The following is a 22,992-nucleotide window of genomic DNA, read 5'->3' on the forward strand; positions in this document are numbered from 1 at the left end:
GGCGCCCTCGCAGTACTGCGAGGGCGCCCCGAACCTTGCTCCGAGATCGCTCTCTCGCTCTCTCGCTCTCGAGCGGTGATCGGCGGGGGCACCTTTCCGCTCGGCGAGCGCGCCCGGTTGAGCGAAATACGTCGAGGGGCCCGCGGGCGGTCTCGACCGTCGGGGAAGTGCGGCGGGCTTGTCCGGAGGTGGTCGAGCACCGTCCCGCGAATGAGCCGGACGGAGAGCGCTGCGTGCCGAGGCAGCGCTTCACCCGGCGCGGGCGAGCTCGTCGCGCACCGCTGCCGTGAGCTCGAGCGAGCGCACCCGCGCGGCGTGATCGAAGATCGGTGAGCTCACGATGAGCTCGTCGGCGCGGGTGCGGACGATAAAGCTGTCCAGCCACCGCCGCACGGTCTCGGGAGCGCCCGCGACCGAGCAGGCCAGCGCCTGCTCGAGGCCGGCGCGGTCCAGGGGGCTCAGCGCGCGCTCGAAGTCGTCGTCCGGCGGCGGAAATGGCCCCGGCCGGCCGCGGCGCAGGTTGACGAACGCCTGCTGGAGCGAGGTCCACAGCCGGCGCGCCTCCTCGTCGGTGGCGGCTGCGACCACGTTGACCCCCAGCATGACGCGGGGCTCCGCGAGCTCGTCCGAGGGGCGGAACTCCCTGCGGTACAGCGCGATCGCCTGCGTCATCTGGCCCGGCGCGAAGTGCGAGGCGAAGGCGTAGGGGAGGCCGAGCGCCGCGGCGAGCTGCGCGCCGAAGAGGCTGGAGCCGAGGATCCAGATCGGCACGCGGAGCCCGGCGCCGGGCACGGCCTGAACCGGCTGGCCAGGCTCCGCCGGGCGGAAGTAGCCCATCAGCTCCAGGACGTCCTGGGGGAAGCCGTCCGCGTCGCCAGCCAGGTTGCGCCTGAGCGCGCGGGCGGTGAGGGGGTCGGAGCCCGGAGCGCGCCCGAGGCCCAGATCGATGCGCTCTGGAAAGAGCGACGCCAGCGTGCCGAACTGCTCGGCGATCACGAGCGGCGCATGGTTCGGCAGCATGATCCCGCCCGCGCCGACGCGGATCGTCGAGGTGCCGGCGGCCACGTGCGCGATCACGATCGACGTCGCGGCGCTGGCGACGCCGCCCATGTTGTGGTGCTCGGCCAGCCAGTAGCGGTGATAGCCGAGCCGCTCGGCGTGGCGCGCGAGATCGAGCGAGTTGCGGAGCGCCTGCGCGGCGTCTCCGCCCTGGACGATCGGAGCTAGGTCGAGAACGGAGAAAGGAATCATGTTGGACACCTCGCCAGACTGTTGCACGCCACGGACGGTTGCGGCAGCGCCCGGGGACCGGCGCGGCGCGTGCGCGGCCTCCGCGCGCGAGCGCGGCGAGGAGGCGCCCCTCCTCGCCAGCGCGCGCCCTGCGGGGCGTTGCCCCGCGGCGCACGAGCCGTCTGGAACGCCATGACGTGGCCGCGCCCGCTGTATTACCCTCGGCTCGTGCGCCGTTCGTCCTCGCCGCTGCGCCGCCTGCCGCAGGTCCTGCTCGTCGTCGCCGCTTCGGCCGCCGCGGTCGCGTCGCCCGGGGGAGCGGCCGCGACCCTCTGGCCCAACGTGCCGGAGCAGATCGCGCGTGCGCTCACGTCGGGCGACGCCCTGGAGCGGCGCCTGGCCGCGACCCGCGTGGGCGAGCTCGCCCCGGAGACGGCCATCAGGCTGATCCAGCGAGGCATGAGCGATCCGGACGTCGAGGTGCGGCTGCACCTCGCCGGGGCGGCCGTGCGCCTCCGGATGCCGCGCGCGGGGGACCTCGTGATCGAGTGGCTCGGCGAGGGCGACGCGCGCCTGCGGCTCGCGGCCTGCGACGTGATCCGCGCGGCGCCCACGGACCGCTCCGTCGTCGCGCTCGGGCGGGTGCTCGGCGATCCCGACCCGCACGTCCGCCTCGCCGCCGCGACCGCGATGGGCGCGGCGGGGCTGCCGGACGCGGTCTCGCCGCTGCTCGGCCACCTCGACGACACCGCGCCGGAGGTGCGCGCGGAGGTCGCGCGCGCGCTCGGCCGGATCGGCGACGGGCGCGCCGTCGTGCCGCTGATCGGCAAGGTGCAGGACTCGGTGCCGGAGGTCCGCAAGGCCACGGCGCGCGCGCTCGGAGAGCTCGGAGACCCGCGCGCGGTCAGCGCGCTGCTGCTCGCGCTCCAGGACGCATCCCAGGACGTGCGCGTCGAGGCGGTGACCGCGCTCGGCCGGCTGCGCTCGGACGACGCGACGTCGGCGATCGCCGATCTGGTCACGGCGTCGCCGGGGGCCGCGGGCGCGTTCCCGGGGGCGCGGCCGTCCGACAGCGCCACCTCGAGCAACGACGTGCGGGAGGCGGCGCTCCGGGCGCTCGGCCGCATCGGCTCCGAGGCGGCCGTGAAGGCGCTGCTCGCGGCGCTCGCGAAGGACAACCCCGCGGCGCCGCGCTCCGCGGTCCGCGACGCCCTCGTCAGCGCCGGCGCCGCGGCCGTCCCCGCGCTCATCGCCGCGCTCGCGGCCGCGCCGTCGGCCAACACCGCGGCGGGCGCCGCCCTCGTGCTCGGCGAGCTCAAGGCCAGGGAAGCGCTGCCCGCGCTCGTCCGGGGGATGCAGCGGGGCGTCGTCCCGCTCCGGCACGGGCTGCGCGCCCTCGGCGCGCTCGGCGATCCCGCGGCGCTGCCCGGCGTGCTGGAGCTGCTCGGCGACGGCGACCCCGCGGTCCGCGCGGAGGCCATCCGCGCCGCGACCGCGCTGCTCGATCCAGCGCGGCCCGACGGGCGCGCGGTCGACCCGGCGCGCGCCCTGCTGATCGACCCGGCGACCGCGCCCGACGAGAAGCTCGCCCTCGTCCAGCTGCTCGGGCGCACCGGATCGCCGCGCGCGCAGGCGGCGCTGCTGCCGCTCGCCAAGGCGCGCTCCACGCCGCTCCGCCTCGCCGTGATCGAGGCGCTCGGGGCCGCGCGCGCGGCTGGGACGCTCGGCGCGGCCGTGGACGCCGCCCTGCTCGCGGCGCTCGACGACGAGTCGGCCGACGTGCGCCTCCGGGCGGCGATCGCGCTCTCCCGCGTCGCCGGCCCAGGGAGCGCGCGGCCGCTGCTCCAGCGCCTCACGGTCGCGGCGGAGCAGGACCGCGGCGCGCTCGGCATCGCCCTCTCGGGCGCCCTGTCGCGCGCGGACGACGCGGGGAGCGCGACGGACGCGAAGGCCGCGAACGACGCGAGCGGAAAGGGCCTTGTCCACGACGTGGCGGCCGCGATCGCGAGCGCGCCGGACGCCGCGCGCGACGCGCTGATCGAGGGGCTCGGCCGCATGCCCGGGCAGGCCGCGGGCGCCGCGCTCGCGCGGATGGCCTCGGCGGCGCCCATCGACGATCGCCGCAAGATCGCCGAGGCGCTCGCGGGGCATCCGGAGGCCGCCGCCGCGCTCCGCAAGCTCGCGGGCGATCCGGATCCCGGCGTCCGCGCCAACGCGGTCTGGTCGCTGGGCGCGGCGGGGGACAAGGACGCGCTGCCGCTGCTCCTGCCGCTCCTCAAGGACCCTGACGTCGCCGTGGCGGGCAACGCGGCAGGCGCGATCGGGCGCGCCGCGGGCCGCGCCGGGCAGCCCGCCCGCGCGGCCGCGGCGCTCTGCGCGGCGCTCCCCGACGCGCGCCCCTACGTGCGGGCCAACGCGCTCGCGGCCCTCACCGTGGCCGGCGCCCGCTGCGACGGGGACGCGGCGCGGGACCTGCTCGCGCGCGACCCCGCCGAGGCGGTCCGCCTCGCGGCCGCCGACCACCTCGCGCGGAGCGGCGCCGACGACGATCGCCGCGCGCTCGCCCGCTGCGCCACCGAGGACAGGAACGCCACCGTCGCCGGGCGCTGCGCCCGCGCCGCGCCGCCCCGCGCGCCGGTCGCCGGCGCCGAGGACGTCGTGGTCTTCATCGTCCCGTTCGACGCGGGCCGGGGCGGCTCGGTCCGCGACGCGCCGGCCCCGCGCGCGCCCTTCGCGCTCGTGCGCGCGGACGGGCTCATGCGCCTCGGCGTCGCGGACCGGCGCGGAGAGCTCTTCGAGCGCGGCGCTCCCCGAGGGGCCATCCGCCTGACCGTCCCGGCCCCGCTCGTGAAGTGAGCCCGCGCCCGCCGCGCTGAGCCGGACACCATGCGAACCCGACCTGACGTCGAGCTCCGGATGTCCAGGACCGTGCACCCGGGCGACGTCGTCCTGGTCGAGCTCGTGCTCCGCTGCCGCGCGAGGACGCCGGTCGACGCGATCGAGCTCCACCTGGAGGGCATGCAGGTCGCCCGCGTCGAGGAGCGCGTCCTCGTCCCGCCCCACTTCCTCTCGCTCGTCGCCCGCGTCTCGGGGCCGACGACGCTCCCCGAGGGCGAGCAGCGCTACCGCGCGAGCTTCCCGCTCCCGGCCGACGCGCCCTGCTCGTACCTCGGCACGCGCGCCGAGATCCGGTACGGCATCACGCTCTCGATCGCGATCCCGTGGTGGCTCGACGTCCAGGAGTCCTACGAGGTGCTCGTCACGCCCCGCCCCGTCACGCGCCCGGCGAGGTCGCCGGCCGCGGGGACCACGGCGCGCGGCGACAGCCCCTTCGTCGAGGTCTCGCTCGACGATCGCATCTTCGCGCCGGGCGACGAGATCTCGGGGGCGGTGGCCCTCGGAAACGTGCAGGGCCGCGGCGCGCGCGGGATCGAGATCTCGCTGGTCGGCGTCGAGCGCCTCCTCAGCGCCGACCGCTCCGCGCCGAACCGCGCGACCGAGGCGCACCGCTTCACCGCCTTCCGCCGCGCGGACAGCCGCGACGAGGGGCGGGAGCTGCCCTTCCGGTTCCGGATCCCCCGCTCCGTCGCGCCGTCGTTTGACGCCGGCTGGGTCGCCCTCGTCTGGGGGCTCGAGGTGCGCGTCGATCTCGCGCGCGCGGACGGCGTCGTCCACACGACGCCGCTCGTGCTCGGCGTCTTCGACAGCCCCCCCGGCCTCGGCGCGATGCGGCGGCAGATCGGCTCCGGGAGGTGGCGCGCCGTCTGGGAAGCGGTCGGCGCGCGCCACGGCCTGTCCCTCGACGCGCTGGAGCTCCGCCTCTCGGGCACGCTCTCCGGCGCCGCGGCGTCGGTGTGGATCGACGCGGGCTCCTCGTCGAGCGGCGCGCTCGTGGGCGAGCTGCGCTGGCCGTCGTGGGGGCTCGACCTGGAGGTCGGCGTGAAGCGCTTCCTGCTCGCGCTGTCGTCCGAGGACGACGAGGGCTTCGGCCGCCGTTACCGCGTGCGCGGGCGCGATCCCGGCCAGGTGCGCGCCGTGGTCGCGGGGCCGCTGCGCCGGGCGCTGCTCGCCTTCGACGACGTCCGGCTGGACGACGAGCACGTGTCGGTCCGGTCGCGGACGCCGGGCCACGATCAGCCATGGCTCGGCGCGTTCCTGGAGCACCTCGCGGCGCTGGCGGCCGAGATCGGCGCCGCGAACGAGCGCATCCCGCCGCCCACGCCGATGGCGGGGATGCGCGCGGCCTGGGAGCGGTTCGCTGCCGAGGTCCACGGCCGCTTCGAGGTGGGCCGCATGCGCATCCGGGACGCGCAGGTCGACGGCGCGACGTTCCACGTCGACACCTGCTTCGAGAGAGGCCCCCACCCCGAGCGCTCCGAGATCACGCTGGTGGTCGATCCGCCCCTCGACGCGGCGCTCGATCCCGACGATCCCGAGCAGCTGCGCGCCGCCTCGCCCAGGGCGCGCGAGGCGGTCAAGGGCCTGCAGGCCCGCACGCGCGCGCTCCGTATCGCCCCGCACGCCATCGTGATCACGCTGCCGGCCCCGCTCGAGGACCCCTCGACCCTGCGCGAGCTGCTCGGGGCGCAGCTGCACGTGGCGGCGCTCCTGCGCGGCCCGCGCGTCGCCCGCCCGTACCGCTGAGCGGCGAAGACCGGGCGCCCGGGCGGGTGCTGCGGCGACCGCGCTGGAGAGCGCGGCCCCACCCACCAGCCCACCATGAGGACGCGCGGGCGGAAACGCGCACGTGGGAGCGCGGCAGCGCGAGCGCGGGTAGGCGACGCGGATCCGGGAATCCCCTTACACGGCTTACACGGCGCGCGGCTCGCTGATTTCCACACAAAACGCAGGCGGATCCGGGCTAGAGTCCCCGCCCATGCTCGACAAGCTTTCTCGCGAAGAACGCCTCCAGCTGATGCGGTTCATCTGTTCGTTCGCCTGGGCCGACCTCCAGGTGCGCGACCAGGAGCGCGAGTTCGTGCGCAAGATGATCCTGCGGCTCCACCTGGACGCGGAGGAAGCCAAGCAGGTGCGCAGCTGGCTCGAGGTGCCGCCCGCGGCCGACGACGTGGATCCGATGAAGATCCCGCGCGCGCACCGGCAGCTCTTCCTGAACGCCGCGCGCGAGATGATCTCGTCCGACGGCGAGATCGGCGAGGAAGAGCGCGAGAGCCTGAGCCTGCTGGATCAGCTCACGCGCTGACGCGGGCGGGGGGGCGACGGATGACGGACAACGGATGGATGATGAGCCGGTGAGCGGTGGAACGATGAGCACGATGGCGCAGGGAGGGGCCGGCGAGGGCCGGACCCCAGCGGAAATGGGAGCGAGCTCGGCCGAGAAGCCCTGGGTCGGCGTGATCATGGGCGGCAAGAGCGACTACGAGCACCTCGCCGTCACGAGCGAGCTGCTCACGCAGCTCGGCATCCCGCACGAGGTGCGCGTCGTCTCGGCGCACCGCACGCCGGACCGGATGTTCGAATACGCGAGCACGGCCGCGGAGCGCGGGATCGAGGTGATCATCGCCGCCGCCGGCGGCGCCGCCCACCTGCCCGGGATGGTCGCCGCGAAGACGGTGCTGCCCGTCATCGGCGTGCCCATCCCCGCCACGGCGCTGAACGGCATGGACGCGCTGCTCTCGATCGTCCAGATGCCGAAGGGCGTCCCCGTCGCCACGATGGCGATCGGCAAGCCCGGGGCGGCCAACGCGGCCCTGTTCGCGGCGGCGGTCCTGTCGGGCAAGCACCCGGAGCTCCGCGAGCGCCTCGCCGCCTTCCGCGGCGCGCAGGAGGCGGCGGTGCTACGCGACTCGGTCATCGTCTAGCTCATCAGGCCTCGTCAGGCCTCGTTTCGCTCCCCCTCGTACAGGTCCTCCGGAAATGCCCATCGCTCCCGGCTCTACGCTCGGTATCCTCGGTGGCGGCCAGCTCGGCCGCATGACGGCGCTGGCCGCCCGCACGCTCGGGTACAAGGTCCACGCCCTCGACCCTGACCCGGACTGCCCGGCCCGTTCGGTGCTCGATCGCTGCATCGTCGCCTCGTTCGACGACGTAGCGCAGGCGGCCGAGCTCGCGTCGCAGTGCGACGTGGTGACGCTCGAGATCGAGAAGATCGCCACGGACGGCCTCGTGGCCGCCGCCCGGTTCGCGCCGGTGCGCCCGTCGGCCGACGTGCTGGCCATGGTGCAGGATCGCGGCGTCCAGAAGGGCTGGCTCTCGCGCAACGGCTTCCCGGTGGGGCCCTTCCGCGAGGTCGCGACGAGCGAGCAGCTCCTCGAGGCGACGCGCGCCATGGGCGGGGCGTGCTTCGTGAAGTCGTGCGTCGGCGGGTACGACGGCCGCGGCCAGCTGCGGCTCTCGGGGGACGCGTCGCCGGGCGGCGCCGGCGGCATCGAGGGCGAGGCCGCGTCGCTCTTCGCGTCGCTCGGCGGCCAGCGCTGCGTGGTCGAGCAGGCGCTCGACCTCGAGGCCGAGCTCTCGGTGCTTGTCGCGCGGAGCCCGAGCGGCAAGCTCGCGGTCTACCCGCCGGCGTTGAACCACCACGTCGACCAGATCCTCGACTGGTCGCTGCTGCCGGGCCCGCTCTCGGCCGCGGTGACGGGGCAGGCGGTCCAGATCGCGCTCGACCTCGCGGTCGGCCTGCGCGTCGAGGGGCTGCTCGTCGTCGAGCTGTTCCTGCTGAGGGACGGCCGGCTGCTCATCAACGAGCTCGCCCCGCGGCCCCACAACAGCTACCACGCCTCCGAGGTCGCCTGCGCGACGAGCCAGTTCGAGCAGGCGGTCCGCGCCGTGTGCGACCTGCCGCTCGGCTCGGTCGAGATCGTCCGCCCCGCAGCGATCCTCAACCTGCTTGGCGACGTGTGGCTCGGCGGCGCGCCGCCGCCGTTCGAGGCCGCGCTGGAGATCCCGGGCGTCCGGCTCCACCTCTACGGCAAGCGGGTCGCCCGCCCCGGCCGCAAGATGGGCCACCTCTCCGCCACGGGCCGCACGCCGGAGGAGGCGCTCGTCGCCGCGAAGCTCGCGATGGCCCGGCTCTCCGCGCAGGCCGGGCTACCGCTCCCCGGGCGCTGACGCGCCGCCGACGGGCCCCCGCCGGCGAACGACGCACTCCACTGCTGCCGGTGATGGCGCGGCGCGCGTCGCGCCATCCCGTCGACGGACTCTCTCCGTTCGCGTCGATTCATGAGCCGCCGGTGAGCCGCGGCGCAACTGCATGTTCGGGACGACCTTGGCGGGTAGGGAGGTGTGTTCTCACGTGCTCAGGTTCGGCGTCGCCTGCGGCGTGGCTGGCGCTTCGCTGTGTCTGGGCGCGACCGCGACGCCGCGGCAGCGCGCAGCGATCTCGGCGAATTCAATGGTCTTGAGCGCTCGTGCGGAGACATCTCACTGTGTCTTCGTCTACAGGGGCAGCGCACGCTGGCCGGGGCGGAATCACGCGCACTGGCTATCGGGACGAAACATCGATATAGGATGCATTTGATCTGAACCCACGCCCTGGACTTCAAAGAATATCTCGCACAGAGGCGCCGCTGTGGCATGTTCAATTCTTAACAGGTCACGACCGTGGAGACTCCGGCCGTGCCCCTGCTTGCAACCCTGGCCATCTTGGGCGGCGGTGACCGCCCGAGGAGGAGCAAGTCGATGAAAAGAACCTCATTCATGGTGTTGGCGTGCGTGGCGGGCGGGCTAGGCAGCGTGTCGTGCGGGGGGGCGGACGCGGGCGACGACGTCACGCAGGAGACTGAGCCCCAGTTCTCTGTCGACGCTCAGGGCGGGGTCTTCACCGGGGATGATGGATTCAAGATCGAAGTGCCGCCGGGGGCGGTCAGCGCGGCGACGGAGCTCACCATCGAGAACATCGAGGACGCCCGCGAAGGCGCGGTAGGTCCCACCTACCGCCTCGGTCCTGAGGGGCAGACGTTCGCCAAGCCGATCAAGCTCACGCTGCCGATCACCGTGGAGTTCGAGGCGGAGCTCGGGGAGAATACCGTCCTCGATGCCTACGGCTTCTCCGCGCCGACAGGCTCCGACGACTTCACGCCGCTCGAGCATCACGAGGTCTCCGCCGCTGAGCTCATCACGGAGACCACCTCCGTTGGCACCTTCTACGCCGGGATGATCCCGGCGGGGGTGATGGCGAGCCAGCACGCCTACCCGATGGCGCTCGCCGCCGACGACACCTATCTCTACTTTGCGAGCGGCGGCACCGAGTCCACCGCGCCCGCGGACTCGAACGACGGCTACATCTATCGCGTCAAGCCGGGCACCACCGAGGTGGAGGCGATGACCCCTGCGGATCCCGACCCCAAGGCGCTGTGGGTCAACGCCTCCCACGTGTACTGGGCGAGCGGCGGAGACAACGATCCGGTCATCCCTTCGGCGCTCAAGCGCGTCGACAAATCGACCCTGGAGATGGAGACGCTGGTCGAGATCGGCTACGTGGTGAGCGTCACCGGAGATGAGTCGTCCGTGTATTTCGGCGATGGTGACGGACACAACATCTACAAGATGCCCCTCGACGGCGGCGAGCCCGTCGTCCTCGCGGCCGACGCCGGCGCGCCGGAGTACCTGGCGCAGGACGCAGAGAACATCTACTGGACCGGTGGCTCCCGGACGAACAAGGTCTACAAGGTGGCGAAGTCGGGCGGGGACGTGACCGTCATCGCCGAGAACGAGGGCGAGCCGGCCGGGATTGCGGTTGACGCGGCGTTCGTCTACTGGGCCAACACCGGTGACGGCGGCGTGTTCAAGGCGCCGATCGCCGGAGGGGCGAAGACGCTGATCTACCAGGGGGGCTCGATGGCGGGGCTTGCGCTCAGGGGCTCGACGCTCTTCTCGACGGACATGAGCCGGAACCGCAGCGTCCAGGCCCACGATCTCGCGAGCAATACGACCGTCGTGCTCGCGCTCGGCCAGCACTTCGCCTGGCGCGTCATCGCCCCGGAAGGTCAGGACGTGTTCTGGACCAACGGCGGTGATTATCGCTTTGAAGGCCAGATCGTGTCCTACCGCGCTCCTTGAGCGCGCGCCTCCGGCGGCGATGCCGGGCAGCATGACAGCAGGGGCGAACGCAAGGTCGCCCCGATTTTTGGGCCGCCGATTTGTGAGCCGCCGATGAGCCGCGGTGCAACTGCTCACCCGGGACCAGCGTGACGGGTAGGGGGGTGGTCCCGCATGCTCATGCTTGGCTTCGCTTTCGGCGAATCTGGCGCTCCGCTGTCGCGTTGACGCGACGGAGGCACCGGGGCCGCGCGCAGTGAGCTCGGCAGAGTCCATCGTCTTCACTGCCAGTGCGGAGAGCGCTCACGGTGTCTTTGTCTTCATGGCGAGCGCATGTTGGCCGGGGCGGAACCACGCGCGTTGGCCACCGGGACGGATCATCGAACCAGGAAGCCGTTGATCCGAGAACACCCGATCTCAACTCCAACGATCATCTCGTAAGAGGCGCCGCTGCGGCATGTTCGTATCTCATCGGCTCGCGACCGTGGAGACTCCGGCCGTTCCCCTGCTTGCAACCCTGTCCATCATGGGCGGCGGCGACCGCCCGCGGAGAAGCAAGTCGATGAAAAGAACCTCATTCATGGTGTTGGCGTGTGCGGCGGCCGGGCTGGGTAGCGTGTCGTGCGGGGGGGCGGAGGCGGACGACGCCACGCAGGGGACCGAGCCGCAGTTCTCCGTCGACGCGCAGGGCGGCGTGTTCACCGTGAGGGACGGGTTCAAGATCGAAGTGCCGCCAGGCGCGGTCAGCGCGGCGACGGACATCACCATCGAGCGCGTCGAGGACGCGCGCGAGGGCGGGGTGGGGCCCATGTACCTCCTCGGCCCGGAGGGGCAGACGTTCGACAAGCCGATCACCCTCACGTTGCCGATCACCGTGGAGCTCGAGGCGGAGCTCGGGGAAAACACCTTCCTCGACGCCTATGCGTTCACCGCGCCGGCCGACTCCGACGACTTCACGCGGCTCGAGCGTCATGACGTTTTCCCTGCCGGCGTCGTCACGGAGACCCCGCATTTCTCCCGCTTCCAGGCCGGGATGGTCCCGCCGGCGGCGATGGCGAGCCAGCACGCCTACCCGATGGCGCTCGCCGCCGATGACACCTACCTCTACTTTGCGAGCGGCGGCACCGAGGCCACCGCGCCCGCGGACTCGAACGACGGCTACATCTATCGCGTCAAGCCGAGCACCACCGAGGTGGAGGCGATGACCCCTGCGGATCCCGACCCCAGGGCGCTGTGGGTCAACGCCTCCCACGTGTACTGGGCGAGCGGCGGAGACAACGATCCGGTCATCCCTTCGGCGCTCAAGCGCGTCGACAAATCGACCCTGGAGATGGAGACGCTGGTCGAGATCGGCTACGTGCTGAGCGTCATCGGAGACGAGTCGTCCGTCTATTTCGGCGATGGCGACGGACACAACATCTACAAGATGCCCCTCGACGGCGGCGAGCCCGTCGTCCTCGCGGCCAAGGCCGGCATGGCCGAGTACCTGGCGCAGGACACCGCGAATATCTACTGGACCGGCGGCGCCACGACGAACAAGGTCTACAAGGTGGCGAAAGCGGGCGGGGACGTGACCGTCATCGCCGAGAACGAGGGCGAGCCGGCCGGGATCGCGGTGGACGCGGCGTTCGTCTACTGGGCCAACGCCGGTGACGGCGGCGTGTTCAAGGCGCCGATCGCCGGAGGGGCGAAGACGCTGATCTACCAGGGGGGCTCGATGGCGGGGCTTGCGCTCAGGGGCTCGACGCTCTTCTCGACGGACATGAGCCGGAACCGCAGCGTTCAGGCTCACGATCTTGTGAAGAACAAGACCTCCGTGCTCGCGCTCGGCCAGCACTTCGCCTGGCGCATCATCGCCCCGGAAGGTCAGGACGTGTTCTGGACCAACGGCGGTGACTACCGCTTCGAAGGCGAGATCGTGTCCTATAGCGCTCCTTGAGCGCGCGTCCGGCGGTGATTGCGGGCAGCTGGACAGCAGGGGCGAACGCGGCGGATGGCGCCCGTTCGCCCTCACCGCATTGCACCGAAGGTGGCCTCGAGAGCGCGTGGTGAGCGCTCCAGAGTCCGCTCGCCAGGGCGCGCTGCGCTCCCCTCTGCGCCAGCTGCTTTACACATTGACCGTGTCCGGCGTCCTGGCGTAGTTCTTTTCATTCGATGCAGATCACCCTCTCGAGGGCCCGGCTCCAGGTCGCGCTGCTCGCCGTGATGGCGGTGATTGCGGGCGCCGGGCTCGCCGTCGAGGTGCTCAAGCCGCTTCTCCACCTGAGGAGCCAGAGCGGCGTCGTCCCGTTGTTCTCGCTGAGCTACGAACAGAATGTGCCCACGTGGTACACCTCGTCCTTGCTGCTCGTGTGCTCACTCACGCTCGCTGTCCTTGCCGTCGGCGCCCGCCGCACGGGCAAGTTCGTGAAGCACTGGTGGGGGCTCTCCGCGGCGTTCCTCTACATCTCGCTCGACGAGGTGGTCGAGATCCATGAAGCGGCGAGCTCCTGGCTCGATCTGCGCGGGGTGCTGTACTTCAGCTGGGTGATCCCGGCGGCCGCCGTGGTGGCGGTGTTCGCGGTCGCATACCTCCCGTTCCTCTCGCACCTCCCGCGAGAGACGCGGAATCGATTCCTCCTCTCGGGCGGGATCTATGTCACCGGGGCCCTCGTCCTCGAGCTGCCGCTCGGGTACTGGACCGAGCGGGCCGGGAGCGACAACCTGATCTACGCGCTCATCGACTTCGTGGAAGAGGCGATGGAGATGCTCGGCGTGAATCTCTTCCTGCTGTCGCTCGTCGATCACCTCGCCGTGCAGGGGTGGACGATCGGCTTCTCGCAAGCAGCACCGGGGCAGCGGCCCGCGGCGGTCGAGTATCCCACATGAGCGCACGGGCCGAGCCCGTGTCCGCTGCGCTGCTCGGTGTGGGCCGGGCTGCGTACATCGTCGGCCCCTGGTACGACTGGGCTTTCTTTCTGCTTCCGCCGCTCGTCGCGCTGGCCGCGGGCGCCCTGATCGCGGGGACGCCGTTCGCCGACGCGACGTTCAGGCTTCACGGGGAGAAGGTCACGTGCGCGGGGCTCTTCATCGGCACGCTCATCCACGGCCACCTCGCCGCGGTGCTCCTCCGGAGCCACGGCAATGCGGACATCTTCCGGCAGCACCGGCTCCGCTTCCTCGTGGCGCCAGTCGCCCTGTTCGCCGCGATGATGCTGTCCATGTGGGCTGTCGCCTGCGTGTCGGTCCTCGTGGTGTTCTGGGACGTCTACCACTCGGCGCTCCAGACGTTCGGCCTCGGGCGCATGTACGACGCGCGCGAGGGGAACGCGCCGGCGCTCGGCCGCCGGCTGGATCTGTGGCTCAACCTCGTCCTCTATGCCGGCCCCATCCTGGGCGGCGCGACGATGCTCCTCCACTTCCAGAGCTTCGACGCCTTCGAGGGCGTGGGCCCCGCCTTCTTCACCGCGGTCCCGGCGCTCATGACGTCGAGCCACCGCGCCGTCAGCTGGGCCGTCATCGCCGCGGGCACGTCGTACCTGCTCTATTACGCGCTCGCATACCGCGCGCTGTACCGGCGGGGTTATCGGGTGTCGTTCCCCAAGGTGTGGCTGTTCGTCAGCACGGGTCTCTGCTCGATCTACACGTGGGGTTTCAACCCCTGGGGACAGGCCTTCTTCATCATGAACCTGTTCCACGCCGTGCAGTACCTGGCGCTCGTCTGGTGGTCGGAGGGCGCCCGCCTCCGCCGCCGGCTGCGGCTCGACGCGCTCCGGGTCGGAACGCCGATCGCGTTGGCGGTCTTCCTCGGGGGCGTCCTTGTGTACGGGGCCTGGGCCGAGCTCGCGCCGGCGGACGACCGCGCGCTGTGGTCGATCACGCAGACCGTCGCGCTTATGCACTTCTGGTACGACGGCTTCATCTGGTCCGTGACGCGCAAGCAGGTATGAGGCGATTGAGCCTTCAAGGTGTTGCAACAGAGGGGTGTATGCGAATCCAACATTGTCTCCGATCCATGGTCGTCGCGCTCGGGGTCGCCTCCGCGGCGCTCGTCTCGCCCGCTTGCAGCAAGTCGCCGCAGATCACGGCGGAGAGCATCGAGGACAACTGGGCGCTGACGGAGCAGCACGAGCCCGGGTCCGTCGTCATGACGGTGGCTCAGGACGGGCAGGTGACGGCGCTCGTGAAGGATCGCGACGGCAAGCCCATCGAAGCGGATGTGTCGGGCAACGTCTCGGTCAAGGTGCCTGGCAAGGGCGGAGCCCCCATGAACGCGGCGCTCGTGCCCGAGCCCAAGTCGGGGGGCGTGCTGCTCGCCAAGCTCCCGCCGCTCGAGGACGACCTGACCGAGGTCAGCTACGAGCTCAAGGTGAAGGGCGAGCCGTTCAAGGGAGTGCTGCACGTGCCGCGCGGCGGGACCCGGGAGCTCCAGGAGAGCGCCAGGGAGCACCAGACGACCCAGCTCGACGGGACCAAGGGGCCGAGCGGGGGCGTGCTCCAGCAGGTCGGAGACGACATCGTGGAGATCGTCGCCGACAAGGAGAGCGGCGATCTGCGCGTGTACGTGCTGGATCTCAACCTCAAGCCGGTGGCGATCGGCGAGCGCGAGATCAAGCTCGCGATCCAGACGGCGTCGGGGCCGGACGTCATCGTGCTCGCGCCTGGGCCCGATCGGCTCTACTTCACCGGCAAGCTCAACGTGAAGGTCAATCCGACCAAGATCACGGTGGTGCTCAAGGAAGGCGGGCACACGCACGTGGTCCTCTGCGGCTACCGTCCAGGCGCGGTGATCGTGGTCGGCCCGAGCGCGCCCGTGATCGGCATCCTGGTGGCCACCACGTGGGCCGTGAAGGTGGACGTCAAGCCGACCGTGGTGGTGCACGACGATGACGACGACGGCCGGGTGATCGTCATCCACAAGCACAAGCACAAGGGCAAGGGGAAGGGCAAGTGGCACTGGAAATGACGGTGGAGGCGGGCGCCGCGCTCGGAGGGGGCGCGCCGACGCGGTAAGGTGGCGGCGCGGCGCGCCCGCGCCTCACCCGACGGAAAGCCCTCTCCCATGACCGAAGCGCCCGATCTCCCCGACCTCTCCCCCGACGACTGCCACCCCCGGGCCGTCGCTGCCCTCGCCGACCCGTTCTTCTGGTCGCTCACCGACGAGACCGCTCCGTTCGGCAACGAGACCGCGCACGAGACCCTCAATGCCTTCCGCGACTTCCGCGACGAGCACCCGAAGAAGAGCCCGCTCGAGCTCCTCGACGCGCTCCTCGAGCGCTGGGAGGTCGGCAATACCGGCTGGGACGCCGTGGACGCCGCCGAGGTCGAGGCGCTCGGCGAGGACGACGAGTATGGCCTGCTCACCCGCGACGAGGCGATCCTCGCCCTGGCCTTCAGCCAGATCGTCGTCGAGGGCAGGCTCGATCCCGAGGTCCGCCGCCGCGCGCTGCTGGCGCTGGCCCGGCAGGCGCTCCCCGCGCTGCTCAGCGCCTACGAGGGGCGCGCCCTGGAGAGGGCGCTGCGGATCGACCGGATGAGGGCCGTCCTCTCCAGTCGCTGGGACTAGAGCGACGGTCACCCGCTTCGGATACGGGCCCACCTCGACGTTTTCGGTGCTCGGCGTGCTGGAGCACGCCTGCGCGCCGAAAACGCCGATCTGGGCCCGTCTCCTGTGCGGGTGACCGCCGCTCTGCTCGGCATGTAGCAACGGTGGGCGGAAACCGCTGTAGAGAACGCGCCTTCGGCGCCGACGGTTACGGGAGTGGCCAGTCCTGTGCGTCCTGTCGGCACGCAGGGCCGCAGTCTTCGCCGTTCGGGTACGATGTCCGGTACGCGGGGGTGAAGCTCTGCTCTCCGAGGAGGGCGCCGTCCCGCCGCACGACGACGTCGACGCGCGCCGGCGTGCCATCAATCGCGAGCAGCTGCGTGAACTGCCCGGGGGCCGGGATGCAGCTCTGGGAGACGGCGTCGCCGTGCCTCGTCTCCGTGCAGATTGTCACCGCATTGATCGAGACACGGACGGTCGGGCTGCACTGGACGAACACGCCGCTGCCGCCGACATCCGGTGTGTTCGTCCAGCTGTAGGCGCACGACACCGCGTTGCCGTCCACCGTGAGCTCCAGCGTGTACTCTCCCGCTGTCCAGCTCTTGTCCGCTGTCGCGGCGGTGATGGAGAAGCCGTCGTTACAGCCCACCGCGGTGCATTCCTTCGTGAGGCAGCCGGTCGTCGCGGCGGCCACGGCGAACCCGGCGGCGAGCGCGGCGGCCTTGCGCGCGCAATGGCGGAGTGGGACGAGGGAAAAAAGAGATAAGGTCATGGATCCATCCTCTCTCCGGCGGAACCGCCGTGGATGGAGGCGCTGGCGAAGCAACGAGCAGGCCACCTGTGCGGGCGTGAGGAGCCGGTTCTCCCAGCGCTTTGTGCCAGGTGCCCGCCGAGCGGCGCATGACAGGGGTGTCAGGGCAATGAGCTTGCGGCTCGGCCGGCGGACGCCTGGGCGCCGCCGGTGCAGCGCGCCTCCAGATCGCGCGGCGGCGCTTCGAAGGGGGCTCCGATCGGTGCGGATTCGGGTACCGTCAGGCCGTCGAGCGTTCGAACGTGAACGCCTGTCCTTCCAGGAGGTTTGCACATGAAGAAGACCTATACAGGGAGCTGCCACTGCGGTGCGGTCCGCTTCGAGGCCGACATCGACCTGAGCGCTGGAACCAACAAGTGCAACTGCTCCATCTGCACCAAGACGAGAAACTGGAACGTGATCCTCAAGCCGGACGCGTTCCGGTTGCTCGCGGGAGAGGACGCGCTGAGCGACTACCAGTTCGGCATGAAGGCCGGGCACCACCTGTTCTGTCGACACTGCGGCGTGCGCTCGTTCGGGCGCGGGTATGTCGAGGCGATCGGCGGCGACTATGTGGCGGTCCAGCTCGCTTCGCTGGACGACGTGGATCTCGCAGAGCTCATCTCCGCGCCGATCCGATACGCCGACGGACGCAACAACAACTGGGGCGCGCCACCGGGAGAGACCCGGCACCTGTAAACGTCGCTGCCGCTGCTTGCGGGGGACGGAGGCCTACCGGCGGAGGCGCCGCCGCACGCCGGCGCCCCCGCCGCACCGCCTTCACTTCGCGACCTCTCCCGTCTTCAGATCCAGCTTGAGCTCCCGCACCACCTCCGGCTTGGCGCACACGATTTGCGGCGTCGAGCCCTGCACATCGGTCTTGATCCGCTCCTCCAGCTTCTTCGCGAGATCCCACGTCGGCACGAACGCTGCGAAGAAGCGCTGCCCCATGTCGCGCGTCACCACGAAGCGCGCCGGCGAGAACTCCGTGCGTCCCTTGAGCGCCTTGCGCGTCAGCGGGAAGTCGTAGTCGTCCGGCGCCGTCTTGCTGAACGTGTAGAGCACCACGAGGTTCTGCGGGCACTTCGGCCCGCCGGGCCTGGGCAAGGTCCGGTTCTCCTTGGGCTTCGGCGGCGGCCCCTTCTGGATCTGGAGGGTCCCCGGCGCCGCGCCCGTGGCCTCGCTGGCGCCGCCATGCTTCAGGATTGCCCCGCCGGCCACGACCCACACCGCCCCGTCGCTCCCCACGGCCACGTCCCGGGCCTTCGCCCCGTCGGGCAGCGGCGCCTGCTCCCAGGCATCGCCCTTGCGCGCGAACAGCGCGCTCTCCGTGAGCGCCCACAGCGTCCCGTCCGGCGCCGCCGACGCCGTGAGCACGCGCGCGCCCTGCGCCGGCGGGTCGATCTTCTTCGCCTCCCCGCCCTGGTAGCGGAGGACGGCCCCGTCCACGATCCACGCCTCGCCGTCGCCGGGGCCCGGCAGGATCAGCGTGCGTACATCGTCGGCGTTCTGCTCCTCGGACGGCGCCGGGACGGGCAGGATGGTCGAGCGCTTCTCGCCCGGCTTCCAGACCTCCAGGGCGCTGTCCCCGTTGCAATTGTGCCCGTAGCTCAGCGCGGTCCCATCGCGCGTCGCCCCGAACGCCTCCGGGCGGACTTCGGCCTCCGCGTAAGGTGATACCCCTTCAACGTCGAACCCGCGGCACTCCCCCTTCTTGGGCGCCGGCGTGATCGTCAGTCCCAGCCCGGGCCCGCGCAGCGTGACGAACCTCGAGGGCCCGATCATCGTCGGCCCCGCCAGCCCCACGAGCGAGCTGCCCATGCTCGCCACCCCGGTGAACCACTGCCCCGTGTTGCTCAGTCGCCGCACCCAGCCCTTCGGCCCCAGCGCGTAGTGCTCGGCGACGCCGGTGCGGCCCGTGGTGCCCGTCGCGATCAGATCGAGCTGGTCGGGATAGCGCCCGTGGACGCCGATCACGGACACCCACCACCCCGGCAGGTGCAGCCGCTTCGGGAACTCGATCTTCCCATCCTTCAGCACGCCGACGGCGGCGGCCACTTCCGTCTGCTCCCCCTCGAGCACCGTCAGGTTGGAGGTCGACACGAGCAGCGCGCCCTCCACCGGGTGCAGCCGCAGCTCGATTTCCTCCGGGATCTGCGCCACCGGCGCGAACGCCGACTTCGGCGGCGGCGCCGGCTTCTTCGCCTCGTCCGCCTTCACCTCGCCCGCCGCGCCTGCCGCGCCTGCGGTGCTCGATGCGCCCGCCGCGCCTGCCGCGCCCGGCCCCTGCGCTGCGGCCTCTGTGCGCGGCCCGCCCGCGACCTGCGGCGCAGGCGCCGGTCCGCACCCTACCATCGCCATCACGAGCCCGCCCAGCCCCCACCACGCCCTCTGCCCGATCATCGCTCGTCCTCCTCCAGGCGCGGCCGCGCCTGACTGCCGCGCCGCGCTCCCATGCTCTCCATCGTCGACCCGCCGGCTGCTCAGCCGCTCACCACCCCGGACCGCGCGCCGCGCCGGCCTGCTCCCCCTCGCGCCGATCCCTCGTCCGCTCACGGCGCGAGCCTCCCCGACGCTACCCGGATCTCGCCCTCGATCTCCGCGTCGCGCAGGTCCACCCCGTTCGGGTGCGCCACCCGCTGGTAGGCCACCTGCCACGCGATCGTCCGCCCCTCGCCGGCGGCCCCGACGTCGAGCTCCACCGTCACGGGCTCCGCGTGCACCCGGTCGTCGGCCACGAGCTTCCGTCCGATCGTCCCGGGCCGCAGCGCGAAGTGTCGCGTCAGGTAACGCGCCTCCTGCCCCAGCACCAGCTCGTCGGGCCCGAGCGCCTCGGCCGACACCTCGAGCCTCCGGAACAGATCCCCCGTCGGGAACGCGTGCCCCGCGTTCGCGGGCGCGAGCGTCACGGCCACGCGCGTCGCCGAGAGCCGCCGCGCCGTCACCGCCACGGCGCTCCGCACGAGCGCCTCGTCCCGCGATCCTGCGAACCCGTGGCCGCGCCGCCCTGCCGGCCCGCGCGGCATGTGGCACGCCGCGCAGGGCTGGTCCGCGGCCGGCGACGCGCGGTGCTCGATGACGGTCGACTGCATCAGCTCCGCGGCCGATCGCCCTCCCGCCGTGGGGAACGCGAACTCGTGGCAGGCCGCGCATGCGTCCGCGCCCCCGAACCGCGCGTCCCGGATCACCGCGTGCGGCGCCGCTGGTGGCGCCCCGCGCCCCGCCCACGGCGCAGCGAGCACCGGCGCCACCGCCTGCCCCGCGAGCTCGCCCTCGCCGTCGCTCGTCACGTGGCACGTCACGCACCCCACCCCGAGCGCCCCGAGCGCCTCCGGCTCTGGCTCCTCCGGCCTCGCCTCGGGCGCGTGACAGGCCCGGCAGAACGGCATCGGCTCGATCGCGAACGCCCGCCGGTAGGCCGGCTCGGTGTTCGCCCGGTGGTGGAGTGACGCGCGCCACTCCCGCGCCACCTCCTCGTGGCACCCCTCGCAGGCCTGGTTCGCGATCACCGCCGCCCCGAGCCGCGCCCGCGCCGGCCTCGGCATGGGCACCCGCGCCGCCTCCGCGGCCCCAGGCAGGGCGCTGGCGGCCGGCGCCTCGACGTCGCCTGTCGGCCTCGCGGGCGCGTCCGGCGCGGCAGCGCACGCGCCCGCGAGGGCGCCCGCGATCAGCAAGCCGAGGCCAGGTACACAGCGCCGCACAGCCATCGTTGCGGCTACAACACCCCCGACGCTGCGTCACCCCCGAGGCACCCGCGCGACGCTGGCCGCTCTGCCGCCGCTTCGCACCGTTCCGCCGCCGCAGGCGGCGCGGCGCCGTAAGATCCCGCGGGCTCCTGTGTTCCATGCCCATGAAAGCGCTTGCTCTGCTCCTGTGCCCCCTGCTGCTCCTCGCCATGGGCTGCGCCGCCAGGGAGCCCGACCCGGCGGGTCCCCCGCGCCAGGGCGCTGACAACCCCTGCGCGCCGGGGGGAACGCCGCGGCCTCCCCGCAAGGACGTCGTGGCCACCACGGTCACGCCGGACGGCCAGATCGTCGACTGGATCCCCATCGAGTCCCAGACGCCCGACGGCAAGATCGCCACGCCTCCCGCGGGGCCGACGGGCCCGGAGGGAGCCAGTCCCCCGCCGCCGGCGAGCCCGGATGGCGCTGCGCCGGCGCGGTCTCCGGCCGCGGCAGCAGTTCAGCCCGGGCCGAGAGGTCCGGCCGGCACGGTGCCGGTGCTGCGCCCCCGGCGGCCGCAGTGCGACTGCTTGCCCGGGTATGTCCAGCAAGCCGACGGCTCGTGCGCAGCGCTCGCGTCGCGCTGCTCGGGCGAAGGAGGGATGGCGTCGAGCAAGTCGTTCACGACCTGCTGCCCGGGTCTCACGCCCATCGAGAGCATGACGCGCGCCGACGGTGCGTGCGTGACCACGGCGCCCGACGCGCACCTCTGCGCGAAGTGCGGCGACGGGGCCTGCGGCGCGGGTGAGAACGACTGCAATTGCCCGGGCGACTGCGGTGGAGCCCGGCCCTGAGCGGCCCGACCCAGGTTGTTGTGATCGCGATACACTCTGTGCTGCTCGAGCGACACCGCGACCAGGTTGTCACGGGCCACGCGAGCGCCAGCGCACGCCCGCAGGCGAACCAGAGCGGCCGGCGGCCCAGGGGAGCGATGGAGGACTCGTGATCTCGCGTCGGACAGGCCAGCGCGGCGGTGCCCGGCGGCGGGCCGCATGAATACGACGCACCTGGTACAGGGGATGCTCCAGGGCGCGACATGCGCTCACTTCGATCGAACTCGACTCGATGGTTCGCGACAGCCCTCTTTCTTTGCGCCGGGACGGCCGGCGCGCAGGAGGGCAGCGCGCCTCACGTCGCTCCTGCGCGTAGATCTGCGCCGAGCATGGATTTCAACGTGCAGGTGGGCGCCGGCCTCTACTCGAGCTCGGACAGCGATGGGCTGCGCCTCGATCTTGCGCTCACGTACCGCATCGGCATCATCGAGGTAGGTGGCTTCGCCGAGACAGGGGGTGAGCCTCTCGGGGAGAGTTTCAACGGCGTCGGCGCGACAGCGGGCGTCGCGTGGAGATCGCCAGTTGGACTTCGACTCTCGCTCGCGGGCTCCTTCGGGAGACACACCTACACGGGGGTGGGATCTGCCGGCTGGGACAGTGGCCCCGGCGTCGACGGCGACGCGACCTTCGTCGGGGCTCGCGCCGGGGCGAGCTGGATCTTCGGTCCAGGCCCCGTGCACTTCGAGCTTGGCCTCGCCGTTGCCGTCGAGCACGACGTGACGAAGGAGCGAGTCCCTTACTCATCCATTCATGACCCCGAATCCATGGGCGAGCCTCGGCTCATCTCCATCGGAACCACGCTCGTGCCCGTGTCGCTGGTGCGGCTCGGCATTACATGCGACGCGCTCTGACGCGGCGGCGTCGACGACGCAGGGCAGCGGATCATCCGGCGTACAGGCCGCGCGTGCGGCCGCACAGGCGCACGAGGCCGAGCAAGCTGTCGATGGTCGGCGTCGGCACGCCGGTCAGCTTGCCGATCTCGTGGACCACGGTCACCAGCGCGTCGATCTCCAGCGACTTGCCGGCCTCCGCGTCCTGCAGCATCGATGTCTTGAACGCGCCGAGCCTGCGCGTGACCTCCATCCGGTCTTCTCCGCTCTGCGCGATAGGGCAACCGATCCTCTCGCCGATCGCCGCCGCTTCCTGCATCGCATGAAGGCAGAAGCCGCGCACCAGCGGATCGTCGAGTATCCGATCGCACGTCGCACCGGTGAGCACCGACACCGGGTTCATCGTCATGTTGCCCCACAGCTTGTACCAGATGTCGGTCCGGATGTCGGCGCTGGCCCTGGCCTCGAAGCCGGCGCTCTGCAGCAGCTTGGCCAGCGCGCCCACCCGGTCCGAAGGTCCGCCGGCCGGCTCGCCGAGGAGCAGGCGGTTGCCGAGGCCGACGCGCACCAGCCCCGGTTCCGGGCTGGAGCCCGACAGATGCACGACGCACCCGACCACCTGGCGGAGCCGGATGGCGCGCGGCACGACGTCGCCCGGGTCGAGCGACTGGAGCCGAGCGCCGGCATACGGCACGTTCTCGGGCGCGAAGAACCACCACGGCACCCCGTTCATCGCGGGGACGACGATCGTGTCCTCGCGGAGCAGCGGCGCGATGCGCGCGGCGACGTCGGCGAGCGCGGTGGCCTTGACCGCGATGAACACGACGTCCTGCGCGCCTAGCGCGGCCGGATCCTCTGCAGCGCGGATCGGCACGCGGGTGATTTCTCCATCGACTTGCAGCAGCAAGCCGCGCTTCTGCAAGGCGGCGAGGTTCTCTCCGCGCGCGACGGCGCTGACGTCGCAGCCGGCCGTGGCCAGCCGGGCGCCGAGCAATCCGCCGATGGATCCGAAGCCGTAAACAGCAATTTTCATGATGTCCCTGCATCCTATCGCTGCGAACCGTCG

19 protein-coding genes are annotated in these 22,992 nt (G+C 72.1%); 14 read left to right on the forward strand and 5 right to left on the reverse strand.

All coding sequences use genetic code 11. The annotated features are described in order from the left end of the window. Positions 1–249 precede the first annotated feature (249 nt). On the reverse strand, positions 250–1,251 hold the full coding sequence (locus tag WME79_RS09830; RefSeq protein WP_437534438.1) for an LLM class flavin-dependent oxidoreductase: 1,002 nt from the start codon (positions 1,249–1,251) through the stop codon (positions 250–252). Positions 1,252–1,422: 171 nt separating this feature from the next. Here WME79_RS09830 and WME79_RS09835 point away from each other — a divergent pair, with 171 nt between their 5' ends. The 11 genes from WME79_RS09835 (at position 1,423) to WME79_RS09885 (ending at position 15,772) form a co-directional block, all read left to right on the forward strand. After that, complete coding sequence (locus WME79_RS09835) at positions 1,423–4,086, forward strand: HEAT repeat domain-containing protein (RefSeq protein WP_437534439.1); 2,664 nt, start codon at positions 1,423–1,425, stop codon at positions 4,084–4,086. Positions 4,087–4,116: 30 nt separating this feature from the next. Continuing rightward, entirely contained in the window at positions 4,117–5,874 is a 1,758-nt protein-coding gene (locus tag WME79_RS09840) for a hypothetical protein (protein ID WP_437534440.1), read from the forward strand. Positions 5,875–6,106: 232 nt separating this feature from the next. Continuing rightward, positions 6,107–6,433, forward strand: coding sequence for a TerB family tellurite resistance protein (locus tag WME79_RS09845; RefSeq protein WP_437534441.1), 327 nt, complete (start codon positions 6,107–6,109; stop codon positions 6,431–6,433). A gap of 115 nt (positions 6,434–6,548) precedes the next feature. Continuing rightward, on the forward strand, positions 6,549–7,052 hold the full coding sequence (gene purE / locus WME79_RS09850) for a 5-(carboxyamino)imidazole ribonucleotide mutase (RefSeq protein WP_173427451.1): 504 nt from the start codon (positions 6,549–6,551) through the stop codon (positions 7,050–7,052). 55 nt (positions 7,053–7,107) lie between these two features. Further along, positions 7,108–8,298: a 5-(carboxyamino)imidazole ribonucleotide synthase gene (purK, locus tag WME79_RS09855; protein WP_437534442.1), complete on the forward strand. Its 1,191-nt coding sequence runs from the start codon at positions 7,108–7,110 to the stop codon at positions 8,296–8,298. 570 nt (positions 8,299–8,868) lie between these two features. Then, positions 8,869–10,248 carry a DUF5050 domain-containing protein gene (locus tag WME79_RS09860; RefSeq protein WP_437534443.1) on the forward strand — a complete coding sequence of 460 codons (1,380 nt, stop codon included), beginning with the start codon at positions 8,869–8,871 and terminating at the stop codon, positions 10,246–10,248. Positions 10,249–10,789: 541 nt separating this feature from the next. Continuing rightward, entirely contained in the window at positions 10,790–12,166 is a 1,377-nt protein-coding gene (locus tag WME79_RS09865; protein ID WP_437534444.1) for a DUF5050 domain-containing protein, read from the forward strand. A gap of 215 nt (positions 12,167–12,381) precedes the next feature. Next, the gene (locus WME79_RS09870) at positions 12,382–13,095 is read left to right on the forward strand and encodes a hypothetical protein (protein WP_437534445.1); all 714 of its coding nucleotides are present in this window, start codon (positions 12,382–12,384) and stop codon (positions 13,093–13,095) included. After that, positions 13,092–14,156: a hypothetical protein gene (locus WME79_RS09875; protein WP_437534446.1), complete on the forward strand. Its 1,065-nt coding sequence runs from the start codon at positions 13,092–13,094 to the stop codon at positions 14,154–14,156. Before WME79_RS09870 ends, WME79_RS09875 begins: the two co-directional genes overlap by 4 nt. Positions 14,157–14,194: 38 nt before the next feature. Continuing rightward, positions 14,195–15,172, forward strand: a complete 978-nt coding sequence (locus WME79_RS09880; RefSeq protein WP_437534447.1) for a hypothetical protein — start codon at positions 14,195–14,197, stop codon at positions 15,170–15,172. A 96-nt stretch (positions 15,173–15,268) separates the two neighbouring features. After that, positions 15,269–15,772 (forward strand): hypothetical protein, encoded by a 504-nt coding sequence (locus WME79_RS09885; RefSeq protein ID WP_437534448.1) that lies wholly within the window; start codon positions 15,269–15,271, stop codon positions 15,770–15,772. 187 nt (positions 15,773–15,959) lie between these two features. Here the strand turns inward: WME79_RS09885 and WME79_RS09890 are convergent, their stop codons facing one another. Further along, positions 15,960–16,523 carry a hypothetical protein gene (locus WME79_RS09890; RefSeq protein ID WP_437534449.1) on the reverse strand — a complete coding sequence of 188 codons (564 nt, stop codon included), beginning with the start codon at positions 16,521–16,523 and terminating at the stop codon, positions 15,960–15,962. A 312-nt stretch (positions 16,524–16,835) separates the two neighbouring features. On the opposite strand from WME79_RS09890, the gene WME79_RS09895 reads away from it, so the two are divergent. After that, positions 16,836–17,240 carry a GFA family protein gene (locus WME79_RS09895; RefSeq protein WP_437534450.1) on the forward strand — a complete coding sequence of 135 codons (405 nt, stop codon included), beginning with the start codon at positions 16,836–16,838 and terminating at the stop codon, positions 17,238–17,240. 81 nt (positions 17,241–17,321) lie between these two features. On the opposite strand, the gene WME79_RS09900 is transcribed toward WME79_RS09895, so the two are convergent. Together WME79_RS09900 and WME79_RS09905 are read right to left on the reverse strand one after the other, a co-directional pair. After that, the gene (locus tag WME79_RS09900; protein ID WP_437534451.1) at positions 17,322–18,944 is read right to left on the reverse strand and encodes a hypothetical protein; all 1,623 of its coding nucleotides are present in this window, start codon (positions 18,942–18,944) and stop codon (positions 17,322–17,324) included. Positions 18,945–19,093: 149 nt separating this feature from the next. Beyond that, the gene (locus WME79_RS09905) at positions 19,094–20,248 is read right to left on the reverse strand and encodes a multiheme c-type cytochrome (protein ID WP_437534452.1); all 1,155 of its coding nucleotides are present in this window, start codon (positions 20,246–20,248) and stop codon (positions 19,094–19,096) included. Positions 20,249–20,391: 143 nt separating this feature from the next. Between WME79_RS09905 and WME79_RS09910 the strand changes: the two genes are divergently transcribed. After that, the gene (locus WME79_RS09910) at positions 20,392–21,057 is read left to right on the forward strand and encodes a hypothetical protein (protein ID WP_437534453.1); all 666 of its coding nucleotides are present in this window, start codon (positions 20,392–20,394) and stop codon (positions 21,055–21,057) included. 368 nt (positions 21,058–21,425) lie between these two features. Further along, positions 21,426–21,947, forward strand: coding sequence for a hypothetical protein (locus tag WME79_RS09915; protein ID WP_437534454.1), 522 nt, complete (start codon positions 21,426–21,428; stop codon positions 21,945–21,947). Positions 21,948–21,978: 31 nt separating this feature from the next. Here WME79_RS09915 and WME79_RS09920 read toward each other — a convergent pair whose 3' ends face one another. Then, positions 21,979–22,959, reverse strand: a complete 981-nt coding sequence (locus WME79_RS09920; RefSeq protein ID WP_437534455.1) for a 2-dehydropantoate 2-reductase — start codon at positions 22,957–22,959, stop codon at positions 21,979–21,981. Positions 22,960–22,992 lie beyond the last annotated feature (33 nt).

Origin of the sequence: Sorangium sp. So ce726 (assembly GCF_051521405.1) — a bacterium.
In the GTDB taxonomy this organism is placed as follows: domain Bacteria; phylum Myxococcota_A; class Polyangia; order Polyangiales; family Polyangiaceae; genus Sorangium.

What these genes read in the sequence shown, in the direction of transcription:
- WME79_RS09875 (WP_437534446.1), top strand. Translation starts at nt 13,092, where the DNA reads ATGAGCGCACGGGCCGAGCCCGTGTCCGCTGCGCTGCTCGGTGTGGGC.
- WME79_RS09915 (WP_437534454.1), top strand. Translation starts at nt 21,426, where the DNA reads ATGGATTTCAACGTGCAGGTGGGCGCCGGCCTCTACTCGAGCTCGGAC.
- purE (WP_173427451.1), top strand. Translation starts at nt 6,549, where the DNA reads ATGGGAGCGAGCTCGGCCGAGAAGCCCTGGGTCGGCGTGATCATGGGC.
- WME79_RS09830 (WP_437534438.1), bottom strand. Translation starts at nt 1,251, where the DNA reads ATGATTCCTTTCTCCGTTCTCGACCTAGCTCCGATCGTCCAGGGCGGA.
- WME79_RS09895 (WP_437534450.1), top strand. Translation starts at nt 16,836, where the DNA reads ATGAAGAAGACCTATACAGGGAGCTGCCACTGCGGTGCGGTCCGCTTC.
- WME79_RS09880 (WP_437534447.1), top strand. Translation starts at nt 14,195, where the DNA reads ATGCGAATCCAACATTGTCTCCGATCCATGGTCGTCGCGCTCGGGGTC.
- WME79_RS09885 (WP_437534448.1), top strand. Translation starts at nt 15,269, where the DNA reads ATGACCGAAGCGCCCGATCTCCCCGACCTCTCCCCCGACGACTGCCAC.
- WME79_RS09840 (WP_437534440.1), top strand. Translation starts at nt 4,117, where the DNA reads ATGCGAACCCGACCTGACGTCGAGCTCCGGATGTCCAGGACCGTGCAC.
- WME79_RS09835 (WP_437534439.1), top strand. Translation starts at nt 1,423, where the DNA reads ATGACGTGGCCGCGCCCGCTGTATTACCCTCGGCTCGTGCGCCGTTCG.
- purK (WP_437534442.1), top strand. Translation starts at nt 7,108, where the DNA reads ATGCCCATCGCTCCCGGCTCTACGCTCGGTATCCTCGGTGGCGGCCAG.
- WME79_RS09920 (WP_437534455.1), bottom strand. Translation starts at nt 22,959, where the DNA reads ATGAAAATTGCTGTTTACGGCTTCGGATCCATCGGCGGATTGCTCGGC.
- WME79_RS09900 (WP_437534451.1), bottom strand. Translation starts at nt 18,944, where the DNA reads ATGATCGGGCAGAGGGCGTGGTGGGGGCTGGGCGGGCTCGTGATGGCG.
- WME79_RS09905 (WP_437534452.1), bottom strand. Translation starts at nt 20,248, where the DNA reads ATGGCTGTGCGGCGCTGTGTACCTGGCCTCGGCTTGCTGATCGCGGGC.
- WME79_RS09890 (WP_437534449.1), bottom strand. Translation starts at nt 16,523, where the DNA reads ATGACCTTATCTCTTTTTTCCCTCGTCCCACTCCGCCATTGCGCGCGC.
- WME79_RS09910 (WP_437534453.1), top strand. Translation starts at nt 20,392, where the DNA reads ATGAAAGCGCTTGCTCTGCTCCTGTGCCCCCTGCTGCTCCTCGCCATG.
- WME79_RS09870 (WP_437534445.1), top strand. Translation starts at nt 12,382, where the DNA reads ATGCAGATCACCCTCTCGAGGGCCCGGCTCCAGGTCGCGCTGCTCGCC.
- WME79_RS09860 (WP_437534443.1), top strand. Translation starts at nt 8,869, where the DNA reads ATGAAAAGAACCTCATTCATGGTGTTGGCGTGCGTGGCGGGCGGGCTA.
- WME79_RS09865 (WP_437534444.1), top strand. Translation starts at nt 10,790, where the DNA reads ATGAAAAGAACCTCATTCATGGTGTTGGCGTGTGCGGCGGCCGGGCTG.
- WME79_RS09845 (WP_437534441.1), top strand. Translation starts at nt 6,107, where the DNA reads ATGCTCGACAAGCTTTCTCGCGAAGAACGCCTCCAGCTGATGCGGTTC.